Source organism: Mycolicibacterium neworleansense (assembly GCF_001245615.1).
GTDB classification, from domain to species: domain Bacteria; phylum Actinomycetota; class Actinomycetes; order Mycobacteriales; family Mycobacteriaceae; genus Mycobacterium; species Mycobacterium neworleansense.
Genome location: NZ_CWKH01000001.1, coordinates 2572382 through 2598943, shown reverse-complemented (window position 1 = coordinate 2598943; position 26562 = coordinate 2572382). Strand labels below are relative to the sequence as shown.

Here is a 26562-nt window from a genome sequence, read left to right as displayed (position 1 = left end):
TTATCGCGATCTGGTGACACCATGGACACCATGAGGCAAAGGATCCTTGTCGTCGATGACGACCCATCGCTGGCCGAGATGCTCACCATCGTCTTGCGTGGCGAGGGATTCGACACCGCGGTCATCGGCGATGGCAGCCAGGCGCTCACCGCGGTCCGCGAACTGCGGCCCGATCTGGTCCTGCTGGACCTGATGCTGCCCGGCATGAACGGGATCGACGTGTGCCGGGTGCTCCGTGCCGACTCCGGCGTACCGATCGTCATGCTGACCGCCAAGACCGACACCGTTGACGTGGTGCTTGGCCTGGAATCCGGCGCCGACGACTACGTGATGAAGCCGTTCAAGCCGAAGGAGCTGGTGGCACGGGTGCGCGCCCGGCTGCGTCGCAACGAGGACGAGCCGGCCGAGCTGCTGTCGATCAACGATGTCGAGATCGATGTGCCGGCCCACAAGGTGACCCGTCAGGGTGAGCAGATTTCGCTGACACCGCTGGAGTTCGACCTGCTGGTGGCGCTGGCACGCAAACCACGCCAGGTGTTTACTCGTGATGTGCTGCTCGAACAGGTGTGGGGATATCGCCACCCCGCTGACACCCGTTTGGTGAACGTGCATGTCCAGCGGTTGCGGGCCAAGGTTGAGAAAGACCCGGAGAACCCGCAGGTGGTGTTGACCGTTCGAGGAGTGGGATACAAGGCCGGACCCCCGTGATCTTCAGCTCCAGACGGCGCATTCGTGGGCGCTGGGGAGGTTCCGGCCCACTGTTGCGCGGATTGGGGACGCTCGGCAGGGCCCTGAGTCTCGTGTGGCGTCGTTCGCTGCAACTACGAGTGGTCACGCTGACTCTGGGGCTCTCGCTCGCCGTCATCCTGGTGCTCGGCTTCGTGCTGACCAGCCAGATCACCGACCGGATCCTCGAGGTCAAGGTCAAGGCCGCCACCGAGGAGGTCGAGCGTGCCCGCATCACGGTCGGCGGCATCGTCGGCGGTGAGGAGAGTCGCTCGCTGGACAGCAGCCTGCAGCTTGCGCGGAACACCCTGATCGACCGCAAGGCCGACGCGCGCGCCGACGTGGCCGGAGCGTTCGACGCGGTGCTGATCGTCCCCGGCGACGGTCCACGCGAGGCCGCGGCGGCCGGGCCCGTGCAGCAGGTGCCGAAGGCGTTGCGCGACTTCGTCAAAGCCGGGCAGGTCAGCTACCAGTACGCCACCGTGCAGACCGATGGGTTCTCCGGGCCGGCACTGATCGTCGGCAGCCCGGCGTCCTCGTCGGTGCCCAATCTTGAGCTGTACCTGATCTTTCCGCTGAACAACGAGGAAAGCACCATCTCGCTGGTGCGCGGGACCATGGCGACCGGCGGTGTGGTGCTGTTGGGCCTGCTGGCCGCGATCGCTCTGGTGGTGGCCCGCCAGATCGTGCAGCCGGTGCGTTCGGCCTCAAGGATCGCCGAGCGGTTCGCCGAAGGACACCTCACCGAGCGGATGCCGGTACGCGGCGAGGACGACATGGCCCGGCTGGCGGTGTCGTTCAACGATATGGCCGAGAGCCTGTCACGCCAGATCCAGCAACTCGAGGAATTCGGAAACCTGCAGCGCCGCTTCACCTCTGACGTCAGCCACGAGTTGCGCACCCCGCTGACCACGGTGCGCATGGCCGCCGACCTGATCCACGACCACAGCGAGGATCTGGACCCCGCATTGCGGCGGTCCACCGAGCTGATGGTCAACGAACTGGACCGCTTCGAGACCCTGCTGGCCGATCTGCTGGAGATCTCCCGACACGACGCCGGCGTGGCCGAGCTGTCGGTGGAGTCGGTGGATCTGCGGTCCACGGTGCAGAGCGCGCTGGACAACGTCGGCCACCTGGCTGCCGATGCCGAGGTGGAACTCGACGTCAACATGCCCGACGGCGAGGTGATCGCCGAGGTGGATCCCCGCCGGGTGGAACGGATCCTGCGCAACCTCATCGCCAACGCCATCGACCACGCCGAACGCAAGCCGGTGCGCATCCGGATGGCCGCCGACGAGGACACCGTGGCCGTCACCGTCCGCGACTACGGCGTCGGCCTGCGCCCCGGCGAGGAGAAGCTGGTGTTCAGCCGGTTCTGGCGGTCGGATCCGTCGCGGGTACGCCGCTCCGGCGGCACCGGTCTGGGCCTGGCCATCAGCATCGAGGACGCACGCCTGCATCAGGGCCGGTTGGAGGCCTGGGGCGAACCCGGCAAGGGCGCCTGTTTCCGCCTGACCCTTCCGCTGGTGCGTGGCCACAAGGTGACCACGAGCCCGTTGCCGCTCAAACCCGTTGCCCCGCAGCAGAAGCAGCGGCAGCGTCCCAACCGAGATCGGGAGCATGCGGAGGAGAACGTGTGAAGCGCCTGCTGACGGTGGTGGTCGTCGGTCTGGTCGTTCTGGTGTCCGGGTGCGCGGGAATCCCGAATTCGTCCTCCCCGCAAGCGATCGGCACGGTCGACAAGCCCGCACCGCCCAACCTGCCCAAACCCGCGCCGGGGATGGACCCGGACGTGCTGCTGCGCGAGTTCCTCAAGGCCACCGCCGATCCCGCGAACCGGCACCTGGCGGCCCGGCAGTTCCTCACCGAATCGGCCTCCAGCGGGTGGGACGACGCCGGCAGCGCGCTGCTGCTCGACCGGGTGGTGTTCGTCGAAACCCGTGGCTCGGACCGGGTTTCGGTGAGCATGCGGGCCGACATCCTGGGGTCCCTTTCGGACATGGGAGTGTTCGAGACGGGGGAGGGGGCGCTGCCCGACCCCGGCCCCATCGAACTGGTCCAGACCCCGGGTGGCTGGCGCATCGACCGGCTGCCCAACGGCGTATTCCTTGACTGGCAACAGTTCCAGTCGACGTACAAGCGCAACACCCTCTACTTCGTCGATCCGACCGGCGCCACGGTGGTGCCCGATCCGCGCTACGTCGCGGTGTCCGATCCCGACCAGTTGGCCACCGAACTGATCTCCAAGCTCGTGGCCGGGCCGCGTCCGGAGTTGGCCAGGTCGGTGCGCAATCTGCTCGACGCGCCCCTGAGACTGCGCGGTCCGGTGACCCGGGCCGACGGCGGCAAGACCGGAGTGGGCCGAGGCTACGGCGGTGCCCGCATCGACCTCGAAAACCTGTCGACCACCGATCCGCACAGCCGTCAGCTGCTTGCCGCACAGATCATCTGGACCCTGTCGCGGGCCGGCATCAGCGGGCCCTACGTGATCAACGCCGACGGTGCACCATTGGACGACCGGTTCGCCGACGGCTGGGAGACCTCCGACGTCGCGGCCACCGACCCCGGCGCGGTGCCCGGTGCCGCAGCAGGCCTGCACGCGCTGGTGGGTGGCTCGCTGGTGGCCCTGGACGGGCAGAGCACCAGCCGGGTGCCGGGGGCCTTCGGCTCGGCACCCAATCAGAAGTCTGCCGCGGTGTCGCGCAACGGTCAGGACGCGGCGTCGGTCGTCGTGCTGCCCGACGCTCCGGAGGCCACCGCCGCCTCGCTGTGGATGGGGCCGCTCGGCGGACCCACCGCCATGGCCATCGAAGGGCGCACCCTGACCCGGCCCAGCTGGTCGCTGGACCAGGCCGTGTGGGTGGTGGTCGACGATGCCAACGTAGTGCGTGCCATCCGTGACGCGTCCGGCGTTCCGGCTCGTATCCCGGTCGATGCGGCCGCGGTGTCCACCCGCTATCCGGGCCCGATCACGGAACTGCAGCTGTCCCGCGACGGCACCCGCGCGGCGATGGTGATCGGTGGCCAGGTGATCCTGGCCGGGATCGAGCGGACACCCGAGGGCCAGTTCCTGCTGACCTATCCGCGGCGCCTCGGTTTCGGCCTCGGCAACTCCGTGGTGTCGCTGTCCTGGCGCACGGGAGATGACATCGTGGTCAGCCGGACCGATCCGGCGCACCCCGTGTCGTACGTCAACCTCGACGGGGTGAACTCGGACGGGCCCAGCCGCAACCTGGTGGCCCCGGTGGGCACGGTGGCAGCGAACCCGTCGACGGTGTATGTCGCCGATCAGCGGGGTGTCATGCAGTTGTCCGCCTCGGTCAGTGAGGACAACCCCGGGTGGGTCGACGTGCGGCCGCTGATGGTGCCCGGCTCGCTGCCGGTGCTACCCGGCTGACGCCGGTGCCGGCGCAGCTTTCTACCTGAGGGCTGCGCCGCGACGCTCATCGCGACCCTGGGGTGGAAAATTTGCGGAAGAGCGGCGATCAAGCGCGCCGAAGATGTCGTCCCCGGCATGCAGACTGCCCGCATGCTCGACCTCGTCCTGCCGCTGGAGTGCGGCGGCTGCGGCGCCCCGTCGACACGGTGGTGCGCGTCGTGCGCGGCAGCGCTCGGCGTCGGTGACGACGAGCCCCACCTGTTCACACCGCGAGCCGATCCGGGGGTCCCGGTGTTCGCACTGGGCCGCCACGCCGGGGTCCGCCGGCGCGCCATCGTCGCGGTCAAGGAGCACAGTCGCAGCGACCTGATCGGCCCCCTGGCCGGTGCCCTGAATGCGGGCCTGCAGCACCTGCTGACCTGGGGAATCGTCGGGGCTCCGGTGATAATCGTGCCGGCGCCCACCCGGCGCTCGGCGGCCCGGCGCCGCGGCGGCGATCCGGTGTACCGGATCGCGGTGTCGGGCGCCGACGGACTGCCGGGAGTACGCGTCGTCCCGGCATTGCGGCTGCGGCCGTGGGCGCGTGATTCGGTGGGCCTGTCGTCCGCGGCGCGGCAGCGCAACATCGCCGGCCGGGTCCGTCTGATCAGGCCGGTCACCGGCGAAGTGGTGTTGGTCGACGACATCGTCACCACCGGGGCGACCGCGGCCGAATCGGTGCGGATGCTCACGCGCGCCGGGGCGCGGGTGTCCGCTGTGCTGGCGATTTCGCACGCCTGACGGGCCGATCGTTTCGCTGCGATCAAACCCACATGAAGAAGTGAAAACACGTATTTGAAATTGGTGGCACGAGTGGGTGAACACGGACTACCGTCGGCAGCAACCACCCGTGAATGACTCACGGCGGCGCTCCCGTAACGCAGCGCCACTTCGCCGCCCAACGGTAGGAGGTGAGTACCCGACACCTTTCGCCGCTGGGTGGAGCAAACTATCCGGCCCATCGGCACCATCACGATTCGTTGAGAAGTAGGGCACGCGCGATGCGTGTGACAACTGAGAGAAACGAGTTGCCGAGTATGTCAACCCATTCCCCGGAAACAAGCGCCACCATGGTGGTCGACCCCGACGAGAAAGTCGGCGACACCACCCCGGAGCCGAACGCAGAGGTTGTGGTCAAAGGTCGAAACGTCGAAGTTCCAGACCATTTCCGTATCTACGTCTCGGAGAAGTTGTCGCGCCTGGAGCGGTTCGACCGCACCATCTACCTGTTCGACGTCGAGCTCGACCACGAACGCAACCGCCGTCAACGCAAGAACTGCCAGCACGTCGAGATCACGGCCCGCGGCCGCGGCCCGGTGGTGCGCGGCGAGGCCTGCGCCGACAGCTTCTACGCCGCCCTGGAATCAGCGGCAGGCAAACTCGAGAGCAGGCTGCGCAAGAGCAAGGACCGCCGCAAGATCCACTACGGCGACAAGACCCCCGTCTCGCTGGCCGAAGCCACCGCGCACGAGACTCTGTTCGACACCGCGCCGGTGTCCGACGATGCGGCTCCCGCCCACGATGGTCTCGACGACCATGAGCCGGGCCGGATCGTGCGGACCAAGGAACACCCGGCGAAGCCGATGACCGTCGACGACGCCCTCTACGAGATGGAGCTGGTCGGCCACGATTTCTTCCTGTTCCACGACAAGGAGAGCGACCGGCCGTCGGTGGTGTACCGCCGCCATGCCTACGACTACGGGCTGATCCGCCTGGCGTAGCCGTCCGCCGGCTGCCACGAGAAACGAAATCGCACCTCGGAGCAATCCGGGGTGCGATTTTGTGTCTTCGCGCCAGCAGAACCAGCGACTTCGACCGGTCACCTACGATGGAGGCCAACTAAGCCCGAACGATCCCACCACCGGGATCCATCGAACCCACAGGGGAAATAGCGTGCTGTCGAAGTTGCTCCGTCTCGGTGAAGGCCGCATGGTCAAGCGCCTCAAGAAGGTGGCCGACTATGTCGACACCTTGTCCGACGACATGGAGAAGCTCTCGGACGCTGAGCTGCGAGCCAAGACCGACGAGTTCAAGAAGCGGATCGCCGACGGGGAGGACCTCGACGACCTGCTGCCCGAGGCGTTCGCCGTCGCTCGCGAAGCCGCCTGGCGCGTGCTGTCCCAGAAGCACTTCGAGGTCCAGATCATGGGCGGGGCGGCCCTGCACTTCGGCAACGTCGCCGAGATGAAGACCGGTGAGGGCAAGACCCTGACCGCGGTGCTGCCCGCCTACCTCAACGCGCTGAGCGGCAAGGGCGTGCACGTCGTCACGGTCAACGACTACCTGGCCAAACGCGACAGTGAGTGGATGGGCCGCGTGCACCGGTTCCTGGGGCTGGACGTGGGCGTGATCCTGTCCGGGCTCACCCCCGAAGAGCGCCGGGCCGCGTATGCCGCCGACATCACCTACGGCACCAACAACGAGTTCGGCTTCGACTACCTGCGCGACAACATGGCGCACTCGGTCGAGGACATGGTGCAGCGTGGCCACAACTTCGCGATCGTGGATGAGGTCGACTCGATCCTGATCGACGAGGCCCGTACCCCGCTGATCATCTCGGGCCCGGCCGACGGCGCATCGAACTGGTACTCCGAGTTCGCCCGGCTCGCGCCGCTGATGGAGAAGGACGTCCACTACGAGGTCGACATCCGCAAGCGCACCATCGGTGTGCACGAGCTGGGTGTGGAGTTCGTCGAGGACCAGCTGGGCATCGAGAACCTCTACGAGGCCGCCAACTCGCCGCTGGTCAGCTACCTCAACAACGCCATCAAGGCCAAGGAGCTGTTCCAGCGCGACAAGGACTACATCGTCCGCGACGGCGAGGTGCTCATCGTCGACGAGTTCACCGGCCGTGTGCTGCTGGGCCGCCGCTACAACGAGGGCATGCACCAGGCCATCGAGGCCAAGGAACACGTCGAGATCAAGGCCGAGAACCAGACTCTGGCCACCATCACGCTGCAGAACTACTTCCGCCTCTACAACAAACTCTCGGGCATGACCGGTACGGCCGAGACCGAGGCCGCCGAGCTGCACGAGATCTACAAGCTCGGTGTGGTGCCGATCCCGACGAACCGGCCGATGGTCCGTCAGGATCAGTCCGACCTGATCTACAAGACCGAAGAAGCCAAGTACATCGCCGTCGTCGACGACGTGGCCGAGCGCTATGAAAAGGGTCAGCCGGTGCTGATCGGTACCACCAGCGTCGAGCGCTCCGAGTACCTGTCGCGTCAGTTCACCAAGCGCAAGATTCCGCACAACGTGCTGAACGCCAAGTACCACGAGCAGGAGGCGAACATCATCGCCGAGGCCGGCCGGCTCGGCGCCATCACCGTCGCCACCAACATGGCCGGTCGTGGTACGGACATCGTGCTCGGCGGCAACGCCGACTTCCTGGCCGACAAGCGGCTGCGCGAAAAGGGCCTGGACCCGGTGGAGACCCCGGAGGAGTACGAGGCCGCATGGGAAGACACCCTCACGGCCATCAAGCAAGAGGCAAGCAAGGAGGCCGAGAAGGTCACCGAGGCCGGCGGGCTGTACGTGCTGGGCACCGAGCGCCACGAGTCGCGGCGTATCGACAACCAGCTGCGCGGCCGCTCGGGTCGTCAGGGCGACCCGGGTGAGTCCCGGTTCTACCTGTCGCTGGGCGACGAGTTGATGCGACGGTTCAACGGCGCGACGCTGGAGTCGCTGCTCACCCGGCTGAACCTGCCCGACGATGTGCCGATCGAGGCCAAGATGGTGACCCGGGCCATCAAGAGTGCCCAGACGCAGGTCGAGCAGCAGAACTTCGAGGTCCGCAAGAACGTCCTCAAGTACGACGAGGTGATGAACCAGCAGCGCAAGGTCATCTACAAGGAACGGCGGATGCTGCTGGAGGGGGAGAACCTCCAGGAGCAGGCCCACGACATGCTCGTCGACGTGATCACCGCCTACGTCGACGGTGCCACCGCCGAGGGCTACGCCGAGGACTGGGACCTGGCCAAGCTGTGGGACGCGCTCAAGACGCTCTACCCGGTCGGGATCGACCACCACGATCTGGTCGATTCCGATGCGGTGGGCGAGCCCGGTGAGCTGACCCGCGACGAGCTGCTCGAGGCGCTGATCGCCGACGCCGACCGCGCCTACGCCGAGCGCGAGAAGCAACTCGAGGAACTGGCCGGCGAGGGCGCCATGCGTCAATTGGAGCGCAACGTCCTGCTCAACGTGATCGACCGCAAGTGGCGTGAGCACCTCTACGAGATGGACTACCTCAAGGAGGGCATCGGTCTGCGGGCGATGGCGCAGCGCGACCCGCTGGTCGAGTACCAGCGCGAGGGCTACGACATGTTCGTCGGCATGCTCGACGCGCTCAAGGAGGAGTCCGTCGGATTCCTGTTCAACGTTCAGGTCGAGGCCGCGCCGGCGCCGACCGTGGCACCGGTGGCCGCGCCCAGCGGGCTGGCCGAGTTCGCGGCGGCCGATGCGGAGTCGGGTGCGGTGGCCACGAAGGAGCGGCCGGCACCGGCGTTGCGTGCCAAGGGCATCGAGAACGATGCACCGCCGCTGACCTACACCGGACCGGCCGAGGACGGTAGCGCGGAGGTGCAGCGCTCCGGTGGTGGCGGACGGCATTCCGCGCCGGCCGGCGGTACCCGGCGTGAGCGTCGCGAAGCGGCCCGCAAGCAGGCCAAGACCGGCCGGCCCTCGAAGTCCCACCGCAAGGGCTAACCCAGCTGCAGCGCAGTGAGTCTCCAACGGCCACTGCGCAATTCGATGCGGCCGGCGATGGCGCGTACCCGCACCCCACGGGTGTAGGTGGCGAACAGCTCGGCGGCCTCGGGTGAGGCTGCCGGGCGCAGCCCGACCCGGCGCAGGCTCGCTGTGGTCCGGTGGTGTGACTTGGCGGCGGTGACGACGGCGTCGATCAGCAGTTGGCTCATCAGCGCTTTGAGCTGAGCCGGCGGCCTGCGCCGGTCGACGACCTCAAGGACCCGGCGCAGCGCCATGTCGGCGAACTGCGCCGCGCCGGGCTGCAATCGGGGTTCCGGTTCCGGGGGGATCAGGCGCATCCGGCGCGCGCTGCCGCCGTGCAGCACGGTCGGTGCCGGGCACGTCACGCCAGGGGCAATACGGCCCAGCGGCAGTGCGGGCGGCTCACAGTCGATCACGGGCGCGGTCAGCGGCAGACTGAGTTTCGGGGTGGGCACAGGCAACCTCCAGCGGTCGGCATCAGGGGACGACATCTGCTGGAGAGGTGCAGACCTGTCCATCGTCGCACGGGTCCGGCGGGCCGCAAGCACCGAAAATCCGGCCGGGGATCGTTGGTGTCTACCGATCCGGTGGCAACGGTGGGCTCCGTTGCGGCGGGGCGCCGAGACCACCCGCAATCGGTGGCCGAGTTCGGCGACAGCGAATTCGCGACACGTTGCGCGCGGTCATCCTCGACGAAGCCACGCATGGGTTGCGGCCGGAATGGCTACCCGATCGTCATGGACCGGTCCCGCCCGAACCTTCACGGCGACGGCGGTTCTCGGTGATCGGGCATGAATACCGGTGGCTTCGGTGTGAAATTGACGCACGGCACCACCCGTGATGCGCGGTTGCCGAATGGCCAGTTAACGTGACGGGGTTCAAGCGGAGCGAGTTGGGGAGGTTGGCGCCGCATGGTGAGCAGACTGTCGGCGTCCGACGCAGCGTTCTACCACTTGGAGAACACCGCTACGCCGATGTACGTCGGGTCCTTGTCGATCCTTCGCAAGCCGCGTGCCGGCCTGAGTTACGAGACCCTCCTGGAGACCGTCGAGCACCGTTTGCCGCAGATTCCGCGGTACCGGCAGAAGGTGCGTGAGGTGACGCTGGGCCTGGCCCGGCCGGTGTGGGTGGATGACCGGGATTTCGACATCACCTACCACATCCGGCGCTCGGCGCTGCCGTCTCCTGGCAGCGACGCACAGCTGCACGACCTGATCGCTCGCCTGGGCTCCCGGCCTCTGGACCGCACCCGGCCGCTGTGGGAGATGTACCTGGTCGAGGGGCTGACCAAGAACCGCATCGCGATCTACACCAAGACGCACCAGGCGCTGGTCAATGGCATGACCGCGCTCGAGATCGGGCACGTGATCGTCGATCGCGCCCAGAAGCCGCCGGAGTTCGGCGAGGACATCTGGATCCCGGCCCGCGAGCCCAGCGACCGTCAGTTGGTGCTCGGCGCGATCGGGGAGTGGATCACCCGGCCGACCAGCCAGCTGGCGGCGCTGCGGGACACGGTGACCGAGGTGGCCACCAGCGCCAGCGAACTGGCTGCGGTGGGCCGGCGGGTCGCCGATGTGGCCCGCACGGTGGCCCGTGGCACCGCTCCCAGCAGCCCGCTGAACACGACCGTCTCGCGCAACCGCCGGTTCTCGGTGGACCAGCATCGGTTGGAGGACTACCGGCTGGTTCGGGCCCGCTACAACTGCGACATCAACGACGTCGTACTGGCCGTGGTGGCCGGCGCGCTGCGCAACTGGCTGCTGTCGCGCGGGGAGCCGGTCACCCCGACCACCACCGTGCGGGCGATGGCGCCGATGTCGGTCTATCCCGACGCCGAACTGGATTCCTCGGGGCCGGGGCAGGCCATCAGCGAGGTCTCGCCGTTCCTGGTCGATCTGCCGGTCGGTGAGGGCAACGCGGTGGTGCGGCTGTCGCAGATCGCCCATGCCACCGAATCGCACCCGACCGCGGCCAGCCTGGTGGACGCGCGCACCATCGTGACCCTGTCCGGGTTTGCCCCGCCGACCTTGCACGCCATGGGCATTCGAGTGGCGACGGGTTTCTCGGCCCGGTTGTTCAACCTGCTGATCACCAACGTCCCCGGGGCCCAGAAGCAGATGTACATCGCGGGCACCAAGCTGCTGGAGACCTATGCGGTGCCGCCGCTGCTGCAGAATCAGGTTCTGGCCATCGGCGTCACCTCGTACGACGGCATGCTGTATTTCGGGATCAACGCCGACCGTGACGCGATGAGCGATGTCGATGTCCTGCCGACCCTGTTGCGGGAATCCCTTGAAGAGTTATTGGACGCGGCTAAGTAGGTTCTGGGCAGGCTCTGGCAAATACTCCAGGTATTTGACCTTGCGCGCGGTTCGCGGTCTGATGAATTCACCATGGCCACTGAGATACGAAAAAGTAGATCCGACAAGCACACGCAAGAAGCCAAGGAAACAACAAAGAAGGCGCTGAAGTCGCCGACCGGCGAGGTAGTGCCGCATCACCCTGTGCTCGATGTACCGGTCGAACAGAAGGCGTACACCCGGCGCGCCGGCGTGGACTGGGTCGTGTTCGGGGTCACCGCCGCGATCGCCGTCGCATTTCTGGTCTGGGGTTTCGTCAGCACCGATTCGCTCGCCACCGCCTCGACCAATGCCCTCGCCTGGGTGATGGACGATGTCGGTTGGCTGTTCGTCCTGACCGCATCCGGTTTCGTGGTGTTCGTGATCTGGCTGGCGATGAGCCGATACGGCAATATCCCGCTGGGCCGCGACGATGACGAACCCGAGTTCCGCACGGTGTCCTGGGTGGCGATGATGTTCAGCGCCGGGATGGGTATCGGGCTGATGTTCTTCGGGGTGTCCGAGCCGCTGTCGCATTTCGCCTCGCCGCCGCCGGGAACCGGCGGACCGGGCAATCCCCGGGCAGCCGAGACGGCGATGGCCACCACGATGTTCCACTGGACACTGCATCCGTGGGCGATCTATGCCGTGGTTGGCCTGACCATCGCCTACGGCGTGTATCGGAAGGGCCGGCTGCAGCTCGTCTCGGCGGCATTCGAGCCATTGTTGGGCAAACGGGTCAACGGGCCGTGGGGCAAGGTGATCGACATGCTGGCGATCTTTGCCACGCTGTTCGGATCGGCGGCCTCGCTAGGCCTCGGCGCGCTGCAGATCCGCAGCGGCCTGCATATCGTCGCGGGCATCGGTGAGACCGGCAACGCCATCCTGATCGGCATCATCACGATCCTGACCGTCGCATTCGTGCTGTCGGCGGTGTCGGGCGTCGCGCGCGGTATCCAGTGGCTGTCCAACATCAACATGGTGCTGGCGCTCGCGATGGCACTGTTCATCTTCCTGGTCGGCCCGACCATCTTCATGCTGAACATGATTCCGACGTCCATCGGCAGCTATGTCGGAGATCTCGCGCAGATGGCCGCCCGGACCGGCGCCGAAGGCGATGCGGTCAGTGCCTGGTTGCAGAGCTGGACCATCTTCTATTGGGCATGGTGGATCTCGTGGACCCCCTTCGTCGGGATGTTCATCGCCCGGATCTCCCGTGGCCGCACCATCCGGCAATTCGTGACGGGCGTGCTGCTGGTGCCCAGTGTGGTCTCGGTGATCTGGTTCTGTGTGTTCGGCGGCGCGGCCATTTTCGAGCAGCAGAACGGTGTGGACCTGGCCGGTATGGGCAGCCAGGAGCGGCAGTTGTTCAGCCTGCTCGGCGAGTATCCGATCGCGACGGTGACCAGCGTGGTCGTGATGGTGCTGGTCGCCATCTTCTTCGTGTCCGGCGCCGATGCCGCGTCGATCGTGATGGGTTCGCTGTCCGAGCGCGGCACCATCAAACCGACCCGGCCCACGGTGATCTTCTGGGGCGTCGCCACCGGCGCGGTGGCCGCGGTGATGCTGCTGGTCGGCGGAGCCGATGCGCTCAACGGCCTGCAGTCGATCACCATCATCGTCGCGGTGCCCTTCGTGCTGGTGATGATCGGGCTCGCGGTGGCGCTGGTCCGGGACCTGCGAAGGGACCCTCTGGTGGTGCGCCGCGAGTACGCGCTGGAGGCGGTCAACGATGCGGTGGTCGCCGGCGTCACCCAGCACGGCGACGACTTCGTGATTTCGGTGGAGAAGGACCCGCAAGCCGACGATCGGAAAGACGCCGACGGCGGCTAGGGTCGCGGTGTGCGCGTCTACATCCCGACGACTCTGGTCGCCCTGCAGCAGCTTGTCGCCGACCGGCACCTGCTCGTCGTGAACGGGACCGCCTTCGCGGTCACCCCGACGTTGCGTGAGGCCTACTCCGAGGGCGACGACGACGAACTCGCCGAGGTGGCGTTGCGTGAGGCCGCACTGGCCTCGCTGCGGCTGCTGGCCGGCGCGGATCCGTCGTCGGATTCGGGATTGCCGCCGCGCCGTGCGGTGGTCGTGGCCGACACCGGGACCGCTGTCGAGGTGACCGTACGTCCCGATCTCGACGACGCCGTGGTGCGGTTGTCCGGGCCGCTGCCGATCGATGCCGTCGTCGCGGTGTATGTAGACAACGCCGACGCGGAGCCGGCGGTGCTGGCCGCCGTCGAGGTCATCGACGAGGCGGACATGGGGGACGAGGACGCCGAACTCACGGTGGGAGACGCCCAGGATCACGACCTCGCGTGGTACGCCCCGCAGGAGTTGCCGTTCCTGCTCGAACTGCTCTAGCCGACGAGACAAGGATCTTCATGCGCGCTTTCGGGCTGTTGGCGTCGTTGGCTGTGGTCCTGGCCAGTGTGTCGTGTTCGGCCGGCGAGGGCGACGGCCCCCCGGCATCGACCGAGGCGGTCGCCCCGACCGAGTCGGCGCGACCTCCGGCAGCTCCTGGTGCGGGCGTGGCTGTCACGGACTTCCGCAACGTCAAAATCTTTGACGGCCACAGTGATCGGCTGTCGGCGCCGTCGAATGTGCGGGTGAAGGGCAACCGTATCGAGCGGATCTCCGCCGAGGCGCTGCCGGAAGAGCCGGGGGCCACGGTGATCGACGGCGGCGGCCGGACGTTGATGCCGGGCCTGATCGACAACCATTGGCACACGATGCTCGTGAGGCCGCCGGTGACCCAGTTGACGACCCTGGATCCCGGGTACCTCAACCTGTTGGCCGGCGCCGAGGCCAACGACACCTTGATGCGTGGGTTCACCACGGTCCGCGATCTCGGCGGTCCGAGCTTCGGTCTCAAGCAGGCCATCGACGAGGGCGTCGTCACCGGACCGCGCATCTTCCCGTCCGGCGCGATCATCACGGTGACCAGCGGCCACGGCGACTTCCGCACGTCCGCGGACCTTCCGCGCAATCCGGGTGACCCGCATTCGCGCCAGGAGGAGCTCGGTGCCGCCATGGTCGCCGACAGCCCCGACGAGGTGCGGATGCGCGCCCGCGAGCAGTTGTTCCAGGGGGCGTCGCAGATCAAGCTGACCGCCGGCGGCGGGGTGTCCTCGCCGCACAGCCCGCTCGATGTCACCACCTTCACCGAGCCCGAACTGCGGGCGGCCACCGAAGCGGCAGGCAACTGGGGCACCTACGTGGCGGTGCACGCCTACACCCCGCAGACCATCCAGCAGGCGATCCGCGCCGGCGTCACGTGTATCGAGCATGCGCACCTGATGGATGAGGCGACGGCAAAAGAGATGGCGGACAAGAACATCTGGCTGAGCACGCAGCCCATCCCGGCCGAGATGATCGGCGCGTTCCCGCCGGGCTCCGACGAGGCCGCCAAGGCCAAGGAGATCGTCGACGGCGTCGACAACGTCTACCGGCTGGCCCGCAAGTACAAGCTCAAGACGGCCTTCGGCACCGACATCCTGTTCTCGCCGCAGCTGGCGCCGAAGCAGGGGGCATTGCTGGCGGGGCTCGGCAAGTGGTTCTCACCCGCCGAGACGTTGACGATGGCCACCGGGACCAACGCCGAACTGCTGGCGATGTCGGGCAAGCGCAGTCCGTACGCCGGCAAGCTGGGCGTGGTGCAGGAGGGTGCCCTGGCGGATCTGCTGCTGGTCGACGGCGACCCGTTGGCCCGCCTGGACCTGGTGGCCGACCCGGAACGCAATTTCAAAGTCATCATGAAGGACGGGAAAACGTTCAAGAACACCTTGGCGTCCTGACCTGCGGGAGCCGTCGTGCGACTAGCTACGAGGCAGTAACCTACGGTACCGTAGGTTTATGGCCAAGAACTCCATCAAGGTCTCGGCCAATGTGGCCGATACGGTCCGCCCCACGATCGCCGGCGCCTCGCGGCGTCCCGGCTGGAACGCGCTTCGCCGCGTCGTCGGTCAGGTGACCACTCCGCTGTTGCCTGACGATTACCTCAAGCTGGCCAACCCGTTGTGGTCGGCGCGCGAGTTGCGTGGCCGGGTGGTCGAGGTGCGGCGGGAGACGTCCGATTCCGCGACGTTGGTGATCAAACCGGGCTGGGGATTCTCGTTCGACTACGAGCCCGGCCAGTACGTCGGTATCGGTGTGCTGATCGACGGCCGGTGGCGCTGGCGGTCGTATTCGCTGACCTCGGCGCCGGAGAAATCCGCACGCACCATCGCGATCACGGTGAAGGCGATGCCCGAGGGGTTCTTGTCGGCGCATCTGGTCGACGGGCTGCAGCCGGGGACCGTGGTGCGGTTGGCCGCGCCGCAGGGCAACTTCGTAATGCCCGATCCGGCGCCGGCGACGGTGTTGTTCGTGACGGCGGGTTCGGGCATCACCCCCGTGATGTCGATGCTGCGGACCCTCGTCCGCCGCGACCAGATCACCGACATCGTCCATGTGCATTCCGCGCCAACGGAATCCGACGTGATGTTCGGCCCGGAGCTGGCGGCACTGCACGATGCGCACCCCGGCTACCGGCTGCTGTTGCGCAGCACCCGGACCGAAGGCAGGCTGGATCTGGCACATATCGGCGACGTTGTTCCCGACTGGCAGGAGCGTCAGGCGTGGGCATGCGGGCCGGAGGGCATGCTGAATGACGCCGAACGGGTGTGGGCGTCCGCCGGCATCGCCGAGCACCTGCACCTGGAGCGGTTCGCGGTGTCACGGGCGGCCCCACACGGAGCCGGCGGCACGGTAACTTTCGAGCGCAGCGGCAAGGAGGTCACTGTCGACGGCGCCACGCCGTTGATGGACGCGGGGGAGCAGGCCGGGATCCGGATGCCGTTCGGCTGCCGGATGGGGATCTGCCAGTCGTGTGTGGTGGGCCTGGTCGACGGGCATGTGCGTGATCTGCGCACCGGTGTCGAGCACGATCCGGGCAGCCGGATCCAGACGTGTGTGTCGGCCGCGTCCGGCGACTGTGTCCTGGACGTCTAGCCTTTACTGGCTAGTAACCTACGGCATCGTAGGTTACGCTACCGTAGGTAATTGAGAGGAGGCTGACGATGGCAGTAACCGACGTTCCCGCATTCGCGCATCTCACTGACGCCGACATCGAGAACCTGGGCATCGAACTCGACGCGATCCGGCAAGACATCGAAGACTCCCGCGGTGAGCGCGACGCGCGCTACATCCGCCGCACCATCGCGGCGCAGCGTGCCCTGGACGTCGCCGGCCGTGTCATGCTCGCGGCGAGCTCGAAGCGTTCCGCGTGGTGGGCAGGCACCATCACCCTGGGCGTGGCCAAGATCATCGAGAACATGGAGATCGGCCACAACGTCATGCACGGCCAGTGGGACTGGATGAACGATCCCGAGATTCACTCCTCGTCGTGGGAGTGGGACATGAGTGGGGCATCCAAGCACTGGCGATTCACCCACAACTTCATGCATCACAAGTACACGAACATCCTCGGGATGGACGACGACGTGGGCTACGGCGTCATCCGCGTCACCCGGGATGCCAAGTGGAAGCCGTTCAACCTCTACGGCAACCTGCTGTTCAACACCCTTCTCGCGATCGGCTTCGAGTGGGGCGTGGGGCTGCAGCACCTGGAGCTCGGCAAGATCTTCAAGGGCCGCGACAATCGCAACGCCACGCTCGTGCGCGTTCGCGAGTTCGGCGTCAAGGCCGGCCATCAGCTGGCCAAGGACTACGTGGTGTGGCCGGCACTGACGTCGCTGTCGCCCGGCGCGACCTTCAAGTCCACCTTGAAGGCCAACGCGGTGGCCAACGTCATCCGCAACGTGTGGGCGAACGCGGTCATCTTCTGCGGCCATTTCCCCGATGGCGCAGAGAAATTCACCAAGACCGACATGGTCGGTGAGAGCCGCGGTCAGTGGTACCTGCGCCAGATGCTGGGCAGCGCCAACTTCAACTCGGGTCCGGCGCTGGCCTTCATGAGCGGCAACCTGAGCTACCAGATCGAGCACCACCTGTTCCCGGATCTGCCGAGCAATCGGTACGCCGAGATCGCGGTCCGGGTGCGGGCGCTGTGCGACAAGTACGACCTGCCCTACACCACGGGACCGTTCCTGGTGCAGTACGGCAAGACCTGGCGCACCATCGCCAAGCTGTCGCTGCCGGACCGGTTCCTGAAGGACACGGCCGACAATGCCCCGGAAACCCGCAGCGAGCGGATGTTCACCGAGCTCGAAGGGTACGGCGTCACCGACCCGAACACCGGACGCCGTCGTGGCCTGAAGACGGCCATCGCGACGGTGCGGGGCTGGCGCCGACGCTGAGCCTGTCGAATGTGAAGAAGGTGTCGAGAATTCGCTCGAATTCTCGACACCTTCTTCGCGTCGGGGCTTCGGATTCCAAGCATTTGCCCGACGTACTCCCAGGGTCCTGGCAGTCGTCGCCCTTATCGTTCTGCTCGTGAAGAAGATGCTCGTGGCCGCCGCGGTGCTCGGCGCTTCGGCTGTCCCGATGGGCGCGTTGGCCACCGGTGTCGCCCTGGCCGACGACTACGCCGGGCAGAAGTACTCCGATGCACAGTCGGCGCTGGCCGACGCCGGTATGAAGGGGGTCATCGCGACCCGTTCCGGCGATTCACTGGCCGACGACGACTGTGTGGTGACCAGCTCGGAGAAAGCGGCCTGGCTCAAGGGCGACAACTTCGCACCGGTCACCGACACCGTGTTGCTCAACCTCAACTGCAGTGCGGGCGTGGCATCGGCCAAGGCGCCGGGCAATTCTGCCGCGAGCCCCGAGGGTCGCGCCGCGATCGCGGCGGCCAAGCAGCAGGCCGAAGAAGAGCAGCAGCAGGCCGAGGCGGATCAGGCCAAGGCCAAGCACTGACCTCCGCGTGCGTCACATGTTGATCTCCCACACCTTCGGCCAGTCCGTGCCGCGGAACGCCGCATCGGTGCCGCCGTCGACGAAGATGACCGACCCGACGAAGTAGCTCGCCTCCGGCCCGAGCAGGAACGCCACCAGCGCGGCCACCTCCTCGGGGCGTCCGCCGCGTCCGGCCGGGATGGTCTTGAGGAACTGCTCCATACCCTCGCCGATCAGCGGGTCCTTGCGGCCCTCCTGGGTCATCGGGGTGTCGATCAGCCCCGGTGCGATCGCGTTGAGCCGGATGCCGTCGGCGATGTACTCCGCGGACTTGGTGCGGGCGTAGTAGGCCAGTGCCGCCTTGGTCGCCGGATAGGCCTGCAGCGCCCCGAAATCGCCGTAGGTGGAGGCGACGGTGTTGGCACCCACCTCGTCGCCGGCCAGGCAGGCGTCGGCCAGCTCGGTCGGCCAATTGGGCTGAGTGGTGGTCGAATTGGAACTGATCAGCACCACCGACGCGTTCTCGCGGCCGGCCAGCAGCGGGCGCAGACCCTCCAGCAGCTCGATCGCGCCGAAGTAGTTGACGGCGATGAGCAGATGCGCCGGACGGCCCGTTGCGGCGGCCAGCCCCGCGAACGGCACGAAGCCGTCGATCCCGCCGTCGGCCAGTTCGGTGACCTTCGCGATCGCCTCGGCGCGCCCGTCCGGGGTGCTCAGGTCGACATTCACGTCAGCGTCGCGCAGGTCGACGCCGATCACCCGATGTCCGTCCGACTCCAGTCGTTTCTTGGTCGCAGCGCCGATTCCCGAGGCGCTGCCGGTGAGAACATAAGTAGCCACAATCAGCGACCATAGTGCGGCGCCGGGGCCGATCGGGGTGATGTGCCGCCCAGCGGTACGCCCGTGGCGGTCAGCTCTCTTTCAGTACCGCCAACAGGCGCCGGGCCGCCGCGACCCGGCCGGCCGCCGGACCCGACAAATTGTCCAGTGCGCACTCCGGATCGGCGGGTGGTCCCATGTGACCGCAGCCGCGCGGGCATTCGTCGATCGTCTCCGCCAGATCGGAGAACGCCAGGATCACGTCGTCGGGTTGGATATGGGCCAGGCCGAACGAGCGGATGCCCGGGGTGTCGATCACCCAGCCCGTCCCGTCCAGCGGCAGTGCCACCGACTGGGTGGAGGTGTGCTTGCCCTTGCCCACTCCGGAGACCTCGCCCGTCGCCCGGTCCGCTTCCGGGACAAGACGATTCACCAAGGTCGACTTACCGACCCCGGAATGCCCGAGGAACACGGTGACCTGATCGTTCAGCATCGGCGCGACCACGTCGAGCGGATCCTCGCGGCCGGCTGTGACGATGGTGAGGTCCAGATCGGCGAACTGCGCGGCGAAGGGTTCCGGCGGGGCCAGGTCGGATTTCGTCAGGCACAGAATGGGTTTGAGCCCACCGGCATAGGCGGCGATCAAGGTACGTTCGACGAATCCGGTGCGTGGCGGCGGGTCGGCCAGCGCCACCACGATCAACAGCTGGTCAGCGTTGGCGACCACCACGCGTTCGGTCGGATCGTCGTCATCGGCGGTGCGGCGCAACACCGTTCGCCGCTCACCGCGGCGCACGATGCGGGCCAGGGTGTCGGGCCGTCCGGACAGGTCGCCCACGATGTCGACGTCGTCGCCGACGACGATCGGGGTGCGGCCCAGTTCCCGGGCCCGCATCGCGACGACGCGGTGGTGTGGGTCGCGGTCCAGGGCGCAGCCCCAGCGGCCGCGGTCGACGGTCACCACCATGGCCGACTGGGCATCGGCATGGTCCGGCCGGATCTTGGTGCGCGGACGGGTACCGCGGCCCGGCCTGATCCGGACATCGGACTCGTCGTAATCCCGCACTCCCAAGGTGGCTTACTTCCCCCTCGCAGGCGGGTCGCCCGCCAGCATCTGTACCCACATCAACGGGAAGTCGGGCAGGGTCTTGGCCGTGGTCGCGATGTTCTCCACCTCCACACCAGGCACCCGCAGGCCGATGATCGCGCCGGCCGTGGCCATCCGATGGTCGGCATAGGAGCGCCAGGTGCCGCCGTGCAGCGGCCGCGCGGTGATGAGCAGGCCGTCCTCGGTTTCGGCGCAGTCGCCGCCGAGGCCCTTGATCTCGGTGGTCAGTGCGGCCAGCCGGTCGGTCTCGTGCCCGCGCAGATGCGCGATGCCCCGCAGCCGCGACGTCGCGCCGTCTCGGGCCAGCGCGGCGAGCGCGGCCACGGTGGGGGCCAACTCGCCGACGTCGTGCAGGTCGGCGTCAAACCCGTCGTAGCCTTCGGCGCCGCTGACTTCCAGGTGTGAATCACGTTGATGGACCGTGGCATTCACCTTGGCCAGCAGGTCCAGGATGGTGTCGGCAGGTTGGATGCTCACCGACGGCCAGCCGGCGATCCGCACCGTGCCGCCGGTGACGACCGCGGCGGCGAGGAACGGCGTGGAGTTGGACAGGTCCGGCTCGATGCTCCACTCGCGTGCGGCCACCGGTCCGGGGGACACCCGCCAGCGGTTGGGGACGGAGTCGTCGACCTGCACGCCGGCGTCGCGCAGCATCGCCACCGTCATCGCCACATGCGGGGCCGAGGGCACCGAGGTGCCGGTGTGCACGATGGTCAGCCCGTCGGTGAACGTCGCGCCGGACAGCAGCAGCCCGGAGACGAACTGTGAGGAGCCCGAGGCGTCGATCTCGACCGTTCCGCCGGCCACGGCTCCGCGGCCGCGCACCGCGAACGGCAAGCCGTCACCGTCGACGTCAACGCCCAGGCCGCGCAGCGCGTCGAGCAGCGGGGCAATGGGCCGGGACCGGGCCTGCTCATCTCCGTCGAACGTCACCGCGGTGTTACTGAGCGCTGCGACCGGCGGCACAAACCGCAGCACCGTGCCGGCCAGTCCGCAGTCCACCCGGGCATCGGCGGCCGGCGCGATGCCGCCGCTGACCGTCAGCTCGGTGTCGTCGTCTTCGGCTGGTTGAACCGTCACGCCCAGGGTGCGGATGGCGTCGATCATCAGATCGGTGTCGCGGCTCCGCAACGCGCCATAGACCTTCGAAGCGCCCTGTGCCGTGGCCAGCGCGGCCAGCACGAGCGCGCGGTTGGTCAGGGACTTCGAACCGGGCACCGTCACCGTGGCGTCGACCGGGGTCGTCGTCGACGGAGCCGACCAGTGTTCCAATTGCTCCTGACGTCCGCTCACGCTCTATATCCTGCCTTGTCCGCTGATTCTGCAACCATGGGCACTATGTGTGGACGTTTCGCGGTGACCACCGACCCGGCGCTGTTGGCGCAGAAAATCCAGGCGCTCGATGAAAGCACGGCGAGCTCGTCGAGCTCCGGGGACAAGGATGTGGCGGGCGCCAATTACAACGTCGCCCCCACGACAACCATCAGCAGCGTCGTCAAACGGCACACCGAACCCGAGGACGAGTCGACGCGCCGCGTCCGGTCGATGCGCTGGGGTCTCATCCCGCCGTGGGTGAAAACCGCCGAGGACGGCGGCCCGGACACCAAGGGGCCGTTGCTGATCAACGCGCGCGCCGACAAGGTCACCAGCTCACCGGCGTTCCGCAACTCCGCCAAGAACAAGCGCTGCCTGATCCCGATGGACGGCTGGTACGAGTGGAAGCCCAACCCGGGGAGTGACGGAAAGAAGGCTGGATCTTCTAAGAAGACGCCGTTCTACATGTACGCCGACGACGGTGAGCTGCTGTTCATGGCGGGGCTGTGGACCACCTGGCGCCCCCAGGGCGCTCCCAAGGACGCCCCGCCGCTGCTCAGTTGCACGATCATCACCACCGACGCCGCCGGGCCGCTCGCCGAGATCCACGACCGGATGCCGCTGACCATCAGTGCGCCGGACTGGGACCGCTGGATGGATCCCGACGCCCCGATCGACGAGGGGCTGCTGCGCGGCCACGGCGATCTGGACCGGATCGCAGTCCGGGAGGTGTCGCGATTGGTCAACAGCGTCCGCAACAACGGCCCCGAGCTCATCGAGCCGGCCGAGCCCGAAGAGATGGGGTTGTTTTGAGCGGGGGCGTCGCCGTCATCGATGCCGGCGTTGTCGACGCGATCGGTGCCGACCTGCGCTCGGCGGGGTTCACCACCGACGGGGTGGCCGAACTCCTGGGTGTCGAGGCCAACGCCGCGCTCAGCCGCGGCGTGTGGTGGCCGGTCTTGCGGGTGACCCATGCCGCACCGGCTGACCGGCAGCGCCTCGCGGTGCTGGTGCGCCTGCTGTTGCTCGGCACCGAGGAAACGCCCGCGTCGGTCTCGGCGGCGTTCCCGTCGGTAGGCCTGCAGATGTTGGCCGACAACGGCGTCGTCGAGTTCAACGGTGACCTGGTGCGGGCGGCCCTGGACATCCGTCCGCACAGCGACGGGGCGCGGGATTTCTACGTGGTCTCCGATCAGGACGCCGCGGTGCGCCGTGGGCCGCTGCGTCACGATCATGTGCTGGGTATCGGCGGGGCCTCGGTGTCACTGGCCCGTGCCGTCACGCGTAATCCCGTCGGCCGCGCACTCGACCTCGGTACCGGATGCGGTATCCAGGCCCTGCATCTGGACGCGCACTGCGACGAGATCGTCGCGACCGACACCAATGAGCGGGCGTTGACGCTGGCGGGGGTGACTGCGCGGCTCAACGGCATGTCGTGGGATCTCCGGCAGGGCAGCATGTTCGAACCGGTGGCCGGTGAACGTTTCGACCTGATCGTGTCGAATCCGCCGTTCGTGGTGGGCTCGGGTGCCCGCGATTACATCTACCGGGACTCGGGCCTGGCCGGAGATGCGTTGTGCCAGAACCTGATCGAGCAGGTAGGCGATCATCTGTTGCCGGGCGGTACCGCACACATCATGGCCAACTGGATCGTGTGCGACGGGCAGGACTGGCGTGACCGCGTTTCCGGCTGGCTGGCCGGCACCGGACTGCACGCCTGGGTGGTGCAGCGGGAACTGGCCGATCCGGTGAGCTATGTGTCGCTGTGGCTGGCCGACGCCGGTGAGGACCTCGAACGGCAGGCGCAGCGCGGCGGGCAGTGGCTCGACTGGTTCACCGAGCAGGGCATCGCGGGTATCGGCATGGGCATGATCTCGCTGCGGGTCCCGCGTGACGGGGAACCGCCCGAGCAGATTCTCGAGGAGATCACCGGTGCCGACGAGGCGCTGACCGGCTCGGAAGTGGACGCGTTCTTCGCGCGGCGGGCGTACCTGCGGGACACCTCTGACGACGCGCTGCTGGCATCCCGGCTTTCCACGGCCCCGGTTTTCCTTGAGGCGCAGTCACTTCCCGGGCCCGACGGCTGGCAGGAGATCGGCGCCGCGGTGCGCCGCCCGGGTGGGCCGGCCGCAGTCGTCGGGGTCGACGAGGTGCTGCGGGCGTTGCTGGCCGGTTGCCGCGGCGAAGTGCCTCTGGGCACCCTGATCCAGCTGCTGGCCGCCCATCACGGGGTGGACCCTGACGCGCTGGCGCAGGCCGCACTGCCGGAGGTGCGGGAGGCGATCGGTCGCGGGATCCTCTATCAGGCGGAGTGAGAACTTCTAGAGGATTCCTCGGTTTTGGTAGAGTATTTCTCATGGCCGACGAGATCCCGCTGTATCGCAGCATGGTGGCCGACGGGGACGACCCGCGAGCTCCACAGCGGGTCCGCGTCGACCGTAGCGGTGATCGCGCGGTTGTCACTCTTGATGAACCCGACCGGCTGAACGTCCTGTCCGCGCCGCTGGTCCGGCAGTTGCGCCGGGCCTTGGAAGATCTGGCCGCCGACAACGACATTCGGGCCGTGGTGCTGACGGGCTCTGACCCGGGCTTCAGCGCGGGCGGGGACCTTCGCATGATGCGCGCGGCCGTCGAGAGCCGGCACGAGGGCGAGGGTACCGCGGACGTATGGCGCTGGATACGGCGCGAATTCGGCGGTATCGCCCGGCTCATCGCCGGCTCGGACACCATCTTTGTGGCCGCCCTCAACGGGCCCGCGGCCGGCGTCGGGCTCGCCTGGGCACTCACCTGCGATCTGACCATCGCCAGTGAGAAGGCCGTCATCGTGCCGGCCTTCGCACGGCTCGGATTGATCCCGGAAGTCGGCACCAGCTGGGCGCTGACCCGCCGACTCGGCTATCAGGGGGCGCTTGCCTATTACCTGAAGGGCGAGCACATCGACGCCGAAACCGCACAGCGGCTGGGCCTGGTGCACGAGGTTGTCGCCCACGACAAGCTGCTCGCCACGGCAGACATGTGGTGCTCGCGTGTTGCTGCGTTGCCGCCGCACGCGGTCGCGATGGCCAAACCCCTGTTGCGCGCCGCGGCCGACGCCAGTTGGAACGACGCGCTCACGCTCGAAGAGTTCGCCGAACCAACCTGTTTCACCACCGCGGCATTCGCCGAAAGCGTCCAGACCATGCTGTCCGGTGGGACGCGTCCGCGCTAGGCGTTCGAAAGCTCTTGTATGACAGCGTGGGCCGCCGTGACCCGGGCAGCGATCGGATAGTTCTTGTTGGCGAGCACCACCAGACCGATCCGCTTGTCGGGGACGAAGACGGCATAGGCGCCGAACCCATCGGTAGAACCGGTCTTGTTGAACAACGCCGGAGATCCGTTGGGCCGAGGAGTGAGTGACGTCGCCGGGTTGGGCTGCATGGCCATGGTGCTGGAGTTACCGGCCAACAGTCGCTCGAGGGTGACCGGGTAGGGATACTGTTCCCAGCCGAGCCCCTGGGTCATCTCGCCCACCTTGAAATATCCGATATGTGTGCCCTCGACAGCCTCGCGCATCGGGGCCTCAAGATCGTCGGGCGCGATGTTGGTCTCGACGAAGCGGAGCAAGTCGGCCGCAGACGACTTGACGCCGTAGGCTTCGGCATCGAAAACGCCTGGGTTCACCCGGACCGGCTCGTTGTCGGCGTTGTAGCCCCACGCATAACCGTCCATCTCGGTTTGCGGCACTCGGATGTAGCTTCGGTGTAGTCGCAGCTTGGGGAACACCTGCTGTTCGATCAGATCGCTGAAGTCACGGTTCATCGCCAGGGCGGTGAGGTGGCCGAGCAACCCGATGCTGGGGTTGGAGTATCGCCGCTGTTGCCCGGGTGGGGCATCGGGTGTCCAGTGCTGAAAGTACGGGGGCATCTGGGCATCGTCGGTGATGTCGGGCGGAAACTGCAGGGGCAATCCACCGGCGGTGAAGGTGCCCAGATTGAGCAGGTCGGCCCTGTCGATGGCACTGCCGGCCAACTCCGGCATGTAGGTGCTGGGGTGATCAGCCAGCGAGACCCGCCCGAGCGCGTGCGCGTAGGACGCCAGGGTGGCGGTGAATGTCTTACTGACCGAGCCGATCTCGAAGATCGTGTCCCGGGTCACCGGCGTGCCGCTCTGTTTGTCCGCGACACCGAAATCGAAGTACCGCTGTTCTCCGTCGACCGTGACCGCTACGGCCATGCCCGGTATGTCGTACTGGGCCATGAGCGGTCGAAACGCACGGTCCACAATGGCCGCGAGGGTGTCGGGACTCGCGGAAGCGGTCGTGCCGGTGGACGCACAGAGAAGGACTGCGACGATCAGCAGCGCGGCCGCTTTGGTGCTGTCCCTGATGTCACACAGCATGTTTCATGCCCTGCGGTGGGCCGTCACCACCGCATAGGGCGCGTCGAAGGAGACGCGGCCCTCGCCGTCGGTTGCCGCACTCAGCGCGGCGGTGAACGCTTTCAGCAGACGGTCTCGCGTTGCCTCGTCGAGCCGGCCCAGCAGGTCGACATGCATCGGCGACTCGTCTGAGATGAAGCGCACCGCGGACTCGACCGAGTCGAACTGCCAGGGGTGCGAGCCGGTTTCGAATTTCACGTCGTCGAACCCGGCGGACAGCCGGGACCGCACGATCTCGTAGTCGCCCCACTGATCGGGCGAGTACACCGAGGCCGGCGGTTGGCCGAGGGTTTCGACGATCGGGGTGAAGAACGGGCTGCCCGCCTCATCGCGGACCCAGGTGGAGAACGCGAGAATTCCACCGGGGCCGAGCAGCCGGGTGATCTCGGCGACCAGGCTGGTCGGTTCGACAAAGATGATGCCCATATTCGACACCACCGTGCCGAACTCCCCGTCGGGCAGGCCGGTGTGTGCGGCGTCGGCCACCACCCACTGCACCGCGTCCGCACCGGGCCGCTCGGCGGCGATGGCGATCAGCTCGGCGGTGAGATCCACGCCGGTGACCTTGGCGCCGGCCTGCGCGGCGGCCAGCGCAGCGCTGCCGGTGCCGCACGCCAGGTCGACCAGCGCGGTGTCCCGCACCGGCCGTATCCGGTCGGCGGCGGCGACGACTTCACCGGCGATCACGGCGATACGTTCGGCGACGGCCTGGTAGCGGCCGGCCGCCCAGTTGGTGGGTTGTGGATCAGGCATGTAGACGAGCCTAGAGGGGCAGACACCGAGCGCACGCTCGCGATTGGCGAGCGCGCGCTACGTGTTGGTGTTTTGGCGGCGTGTCGGCAGCAGACCCGCACGCTCGC

The 26562-nt window shown here is 67.5% G+C and carries 22 protein-coding genes; 16 read left to right on the top strand and 6 right to left on the bottom strand.

Translation table 11 applies throughout. The features are described 5' to 3' along the window. Nucleotides 1-21 precede the first annotated feature (21 nt). The 6 genes from mtrA (at nucleotide 22) to secA (ending at nucleotide 8851) form a co-directional block, all read left to right on the top strand. Nucleotides 22-708 (top strand): two-component system response regulator MtrA, encoded by a 687-nt coding sequence (gene mtrA, locus BN2156_RS12325; RefSeq protein ID WP_019343547.1) that lies wholly within the window; start codon nucleotides 22-24, stop codon nucleotides 706-708. Next, nucleotides 705-2366 carry an MtrAB system histidine kinase MtrB gene (mtrB, locus tag BN2156_RS12320; RefSeq protein WP_162490785.1) on the top strand — a complete coding sequence of 554 codons (1662 nt, stop codon included), beginning with the start codon at nucleotides 705-707 and terminating at the stop codon, nucleotides 2364-2366. Before mtrA ends, mtrB begins: the two co-directional genes overlap by 4 nt. Then, on the top strand, nucleotides 2363-4123 hold the full coding sequence (lpqB, locus tag BN2156_RS12315) for an MtrAB system accessory lipoprotein LpqB (RefSeq protein WP_090514005.1): 1761 nt from the start codon (nucleotides 2363-2365) through the stop codon (nucleotides 4121-4123). The genes mtrB and lpqB overlap by 4 nt, the downstream gene beginning before the upstream one ends. Nucleotides 4124-4255: 132 nt before the next feature. Then, the gene (locus tag BN2156_RS12310) at nucleotides 4256-4885 is read left to right on the top strand and encodes a ComF family protein (protein WP_090515832.1); all 630 of its coding nucleotides are present in this window, start codon (nucleotides 4256-4258) and stop codon (nucleotides 4883-4885) included. Between the two features lie 296 nt (nucleotides 4886-5181). Further along, on the top strand, nucleotides 5182-5865 hold the full coding sequence (hpf, locus tag BN2156_RS12305) for a ribosome hibernation-promoting factor, HPF/YfiA family (RefSeq protein ID WP_090514002.1): 684 nt from the start codon (nucleotides 5182-5184) through the stop codon (nucleotides 5863-5865). A 172-nt stretch (nucleotides 5866-6037) separates the two neighbouring features. Then, nucleotides 6038-8851, top strand: a complete 2814-nt coding sequence (gene secA / locus BN2156_RS12300; RefSeq protein WP_090513999.1) for a preprotein translocase subunit SecA — start codon at nucleotides 6038-6040, stop codon at nucleotides 8849-8851. Here the strand turns inward: secA and BN2156_RS12295 are convergent. Next, the gene (locus BN2156_RS12295) at nucleotides 8848-9330 is read right to left on the bottom strand and encodes an Rv3235 family protein (protein ID WP_162839218.1); all 483 of its coding nucleotides are present in this window, start codon (nucleotides 9328-9330) and stop codon (nucleotides 8848-8850) included. The genes secA and BN2156_RS12295 overlap by 4 nt on opposite strands. 456 nt (nucleotides 9331-9786) lie before the next feature. Between BN2156_RS12295 and BN2156_RS12290 the strand changes: the two genes are divergently transcribed. The 7 genes from BN2156_RS12290 to BN2156_RS12260 all read left to right on the top strand — a co-directional run bounded on the left by BN2156_RS12290 (nucleotide 9787) and on the right by BN2156_RS12260 (nucleotide 18066). Continuing rightward, nucleotides 9787-11196 carry a WS/DGAT/MGAT family O-acyltransferase gene (locus BN2156_RS12290; RefSeq protein ID WP_090513994.1) on the top strand — a complete coding sequence of 470 codons (1410 nt, stop codon included), beginning with the start codon at nucleotides 9787-9789 and terminating at the stop codon, nucleotides 11194-11196. A gap of 72 nt (nucleotides 11197-11268) precedes the next feature. After that, complete coding sequence (locus tag BN2156_RS12285) at nucleotides 11269-13047, top strand: BCCT family transporter (RefSeq protein ID WP_090513991.1); 1779 nt, start codon at nucleotides 11269-11271, stop codon at nucleotides 13045-13047. A gap of 9 nt (nucleotides 13048-13056) precedes the next feature. Continuing rightward, on the top strand, nucleotides 13057-13572 hold the full coding sequence (locus BN2156_RS12280) for a DUF6912 family protein (RefSeq protein ID WP_090513988.1): 516 nt from the start codon (nucleotides 13057-13059) through the stop codon (nucleotides 13570-13572). 20 nt (nucleotides 13573-13592) lie between these two features. Beyond that, nucleotides 13593-15005 (top strand): metal-dependent hydrolase family protein, encoded by a 1413-nt coding sequence (locus BN2156_RS12275; RefSeq protein ID WP_090513986.1) that lies wholly within the window; start codon nucleotides 13593-13595, stop codon nucleotides 15003-15005. 58 nt (nucleotides 15006-15063) lie between these two features. Next, the gene (locus tag BN2156_RS12270) at nucleotides 15064-16200 is read left to right on the top strand and encodes a ferredoxin reductase (RefSeq protein ID WP_090513983.1); all 1137 of its coding nucleotides are present in this window, start codon (nucleotides 15064-15066) and stop codon (nucleotides 16198-16200) included. A 68-nt stretch (nucleotides 16201-16268) separates the two neighbouring features. Further along, entirely contained in the window at nucleotides 16269-17507 is a 1239-nt protein-coding gene (locus BN2156_RS12265; RefSeq protein ID WP_090513980.1) for a fatty acid desaturase family protein, read from the top strand. A 145-nt stretch (nucleotides 17508-17652) separates the two neighbouring features. Then, entirely contained in the window at nucleotides 17653-18066 is a 414-nt protein-coding gene (locus BN2156_RS12260; RefSeq protein ID WP_276021546.1) for a hypothetical protein, read from the top strand. Nucleotides 18067-18078: 12 nt separating this feature from the next. Here BN2156_RS12260 and BN2156_RS12255 read toward each other — a convergent pair whose 3' ends face one another. The 3 genes from BN2156_RS12255 to aroA all read right to left on the bottom strand — a co-directional run bounded on the left by BN2156_RS12255 (nucleotide 18079) and on the right by aroA (nucleotide 21244). Continuing rightward, entirely contained in the window at nucleotides 18079-18885 is an 807-nt protein-coding gene (locus BN2156_RS12255) for an SDR family oxidoreductase (protein WP_090513975.1), read from the bottom strand. A 70-nt stretch (nucleotides 18886-18955) separates the two neighbouring features. Continuing rightward, nucleotides 18956-19936, bottom strand: coding sequence for a ribosome small subunit-dependent GTPase A (rsgA, locus tag BN2156_RS12250; protein WP_090513972.1), 981 nt, complete (start codon nucleotides 19934-19936; stop codon nucleotides 18956-18958). A gap of 6 nt (nucleotides 19937-19942) precedes the next feature. Then, nucleotides 19943-21244, bottom strand: a complete 1302-nt coding sequence (gene aroA / locus BN2156_RS12245) for a 3-phosphoshikimate 1-carboxyvinyltransferase (protein ID WP_162490856.1) — start codon at nucleotides 21242-21244, stop codon at nucleotides 19943-19945. Nucleotides 21245-21310: 66 nt separating this feature from the next. On the opposite strand from aroA, the gene BN2156_RS12240 reads away from it, so the two are divergent. From BN2156_RS12240 to BN2156_RS12230, 3 genes are read left to right on the top strand one after another with little or no spacing between them, the layout of a single operon-like run. After that, nucleotides 21311-22099: an SOS response-associated peptidase gene (locus tag BN2156_RS12240; RefSeq protein ID WP_210436602.1), complete on the top strand. Its 789-nt coding sequence runs from the start codon at nucleotides 21311-21313 to the stop codon at nucleotides 22097-22099. Next, a complete protein-coding gene (locus BN2156_RS12235; RefSeq protein WP_162490784.1) occupies nucleotides 22096-23601 on the top strand; it encodes a DUF7782 domain-containing protein in 1506 nt (501 codons plus the stop codon). The genes BN2156_RS12240 and BN2156_RS12235 overlap by 4 nt, the downstream gene beginning before the upstream one ends. Nucleotides 23602-23642: 41 nt before the next feature. Further along, nucleotides 23643-24494: an enoyl-CoA hydratase/isomerase family protein gene (locus BN2156_RS12230; protein ID WP_090513963.1), complete on the top strand. Its 852-nt coding sequence runs from the start codon at nucleotides 23643-23645 to the stop codon at nucleotides 24492-24494. Here the strand turns inward: BN2156_RS12230 and ampC are convergent. Both ampC and BN2156_RS12220 read right to left on the bottom strand, forming a co-directional pair. Next, complete coding sequence (ampC, locus tag BN2156_RS12225) at nucleotides 24491-25663, bottom strand: class C beta-lactamase (RefSeq protein WP_090513960.1); 1173 nt, start codon at nucleotides 25661-25663, stop codon at nucleotides 24491-24493. The two genes, BN2156_RS12230 and ampC, sit on opposite strands and share 4 nt — an antisense overlap. A gap of 3 nt (nucleotides 25664-25666) precedes the next feature. Further along, nucleotides 25667-26455, bottom strand: a complete 789-nt coding sequence (locus BN2156_RS12220) for a class I SAM-dependent methyltransferase (RefSeq protein ID WP_090513957.1) — start codon at nucleotides 26453-26455, stop codon at nucleotides 25667-25669. Between the last annotated feature and the right edge of the window lie 107 nt (nucleotides 26456-26562).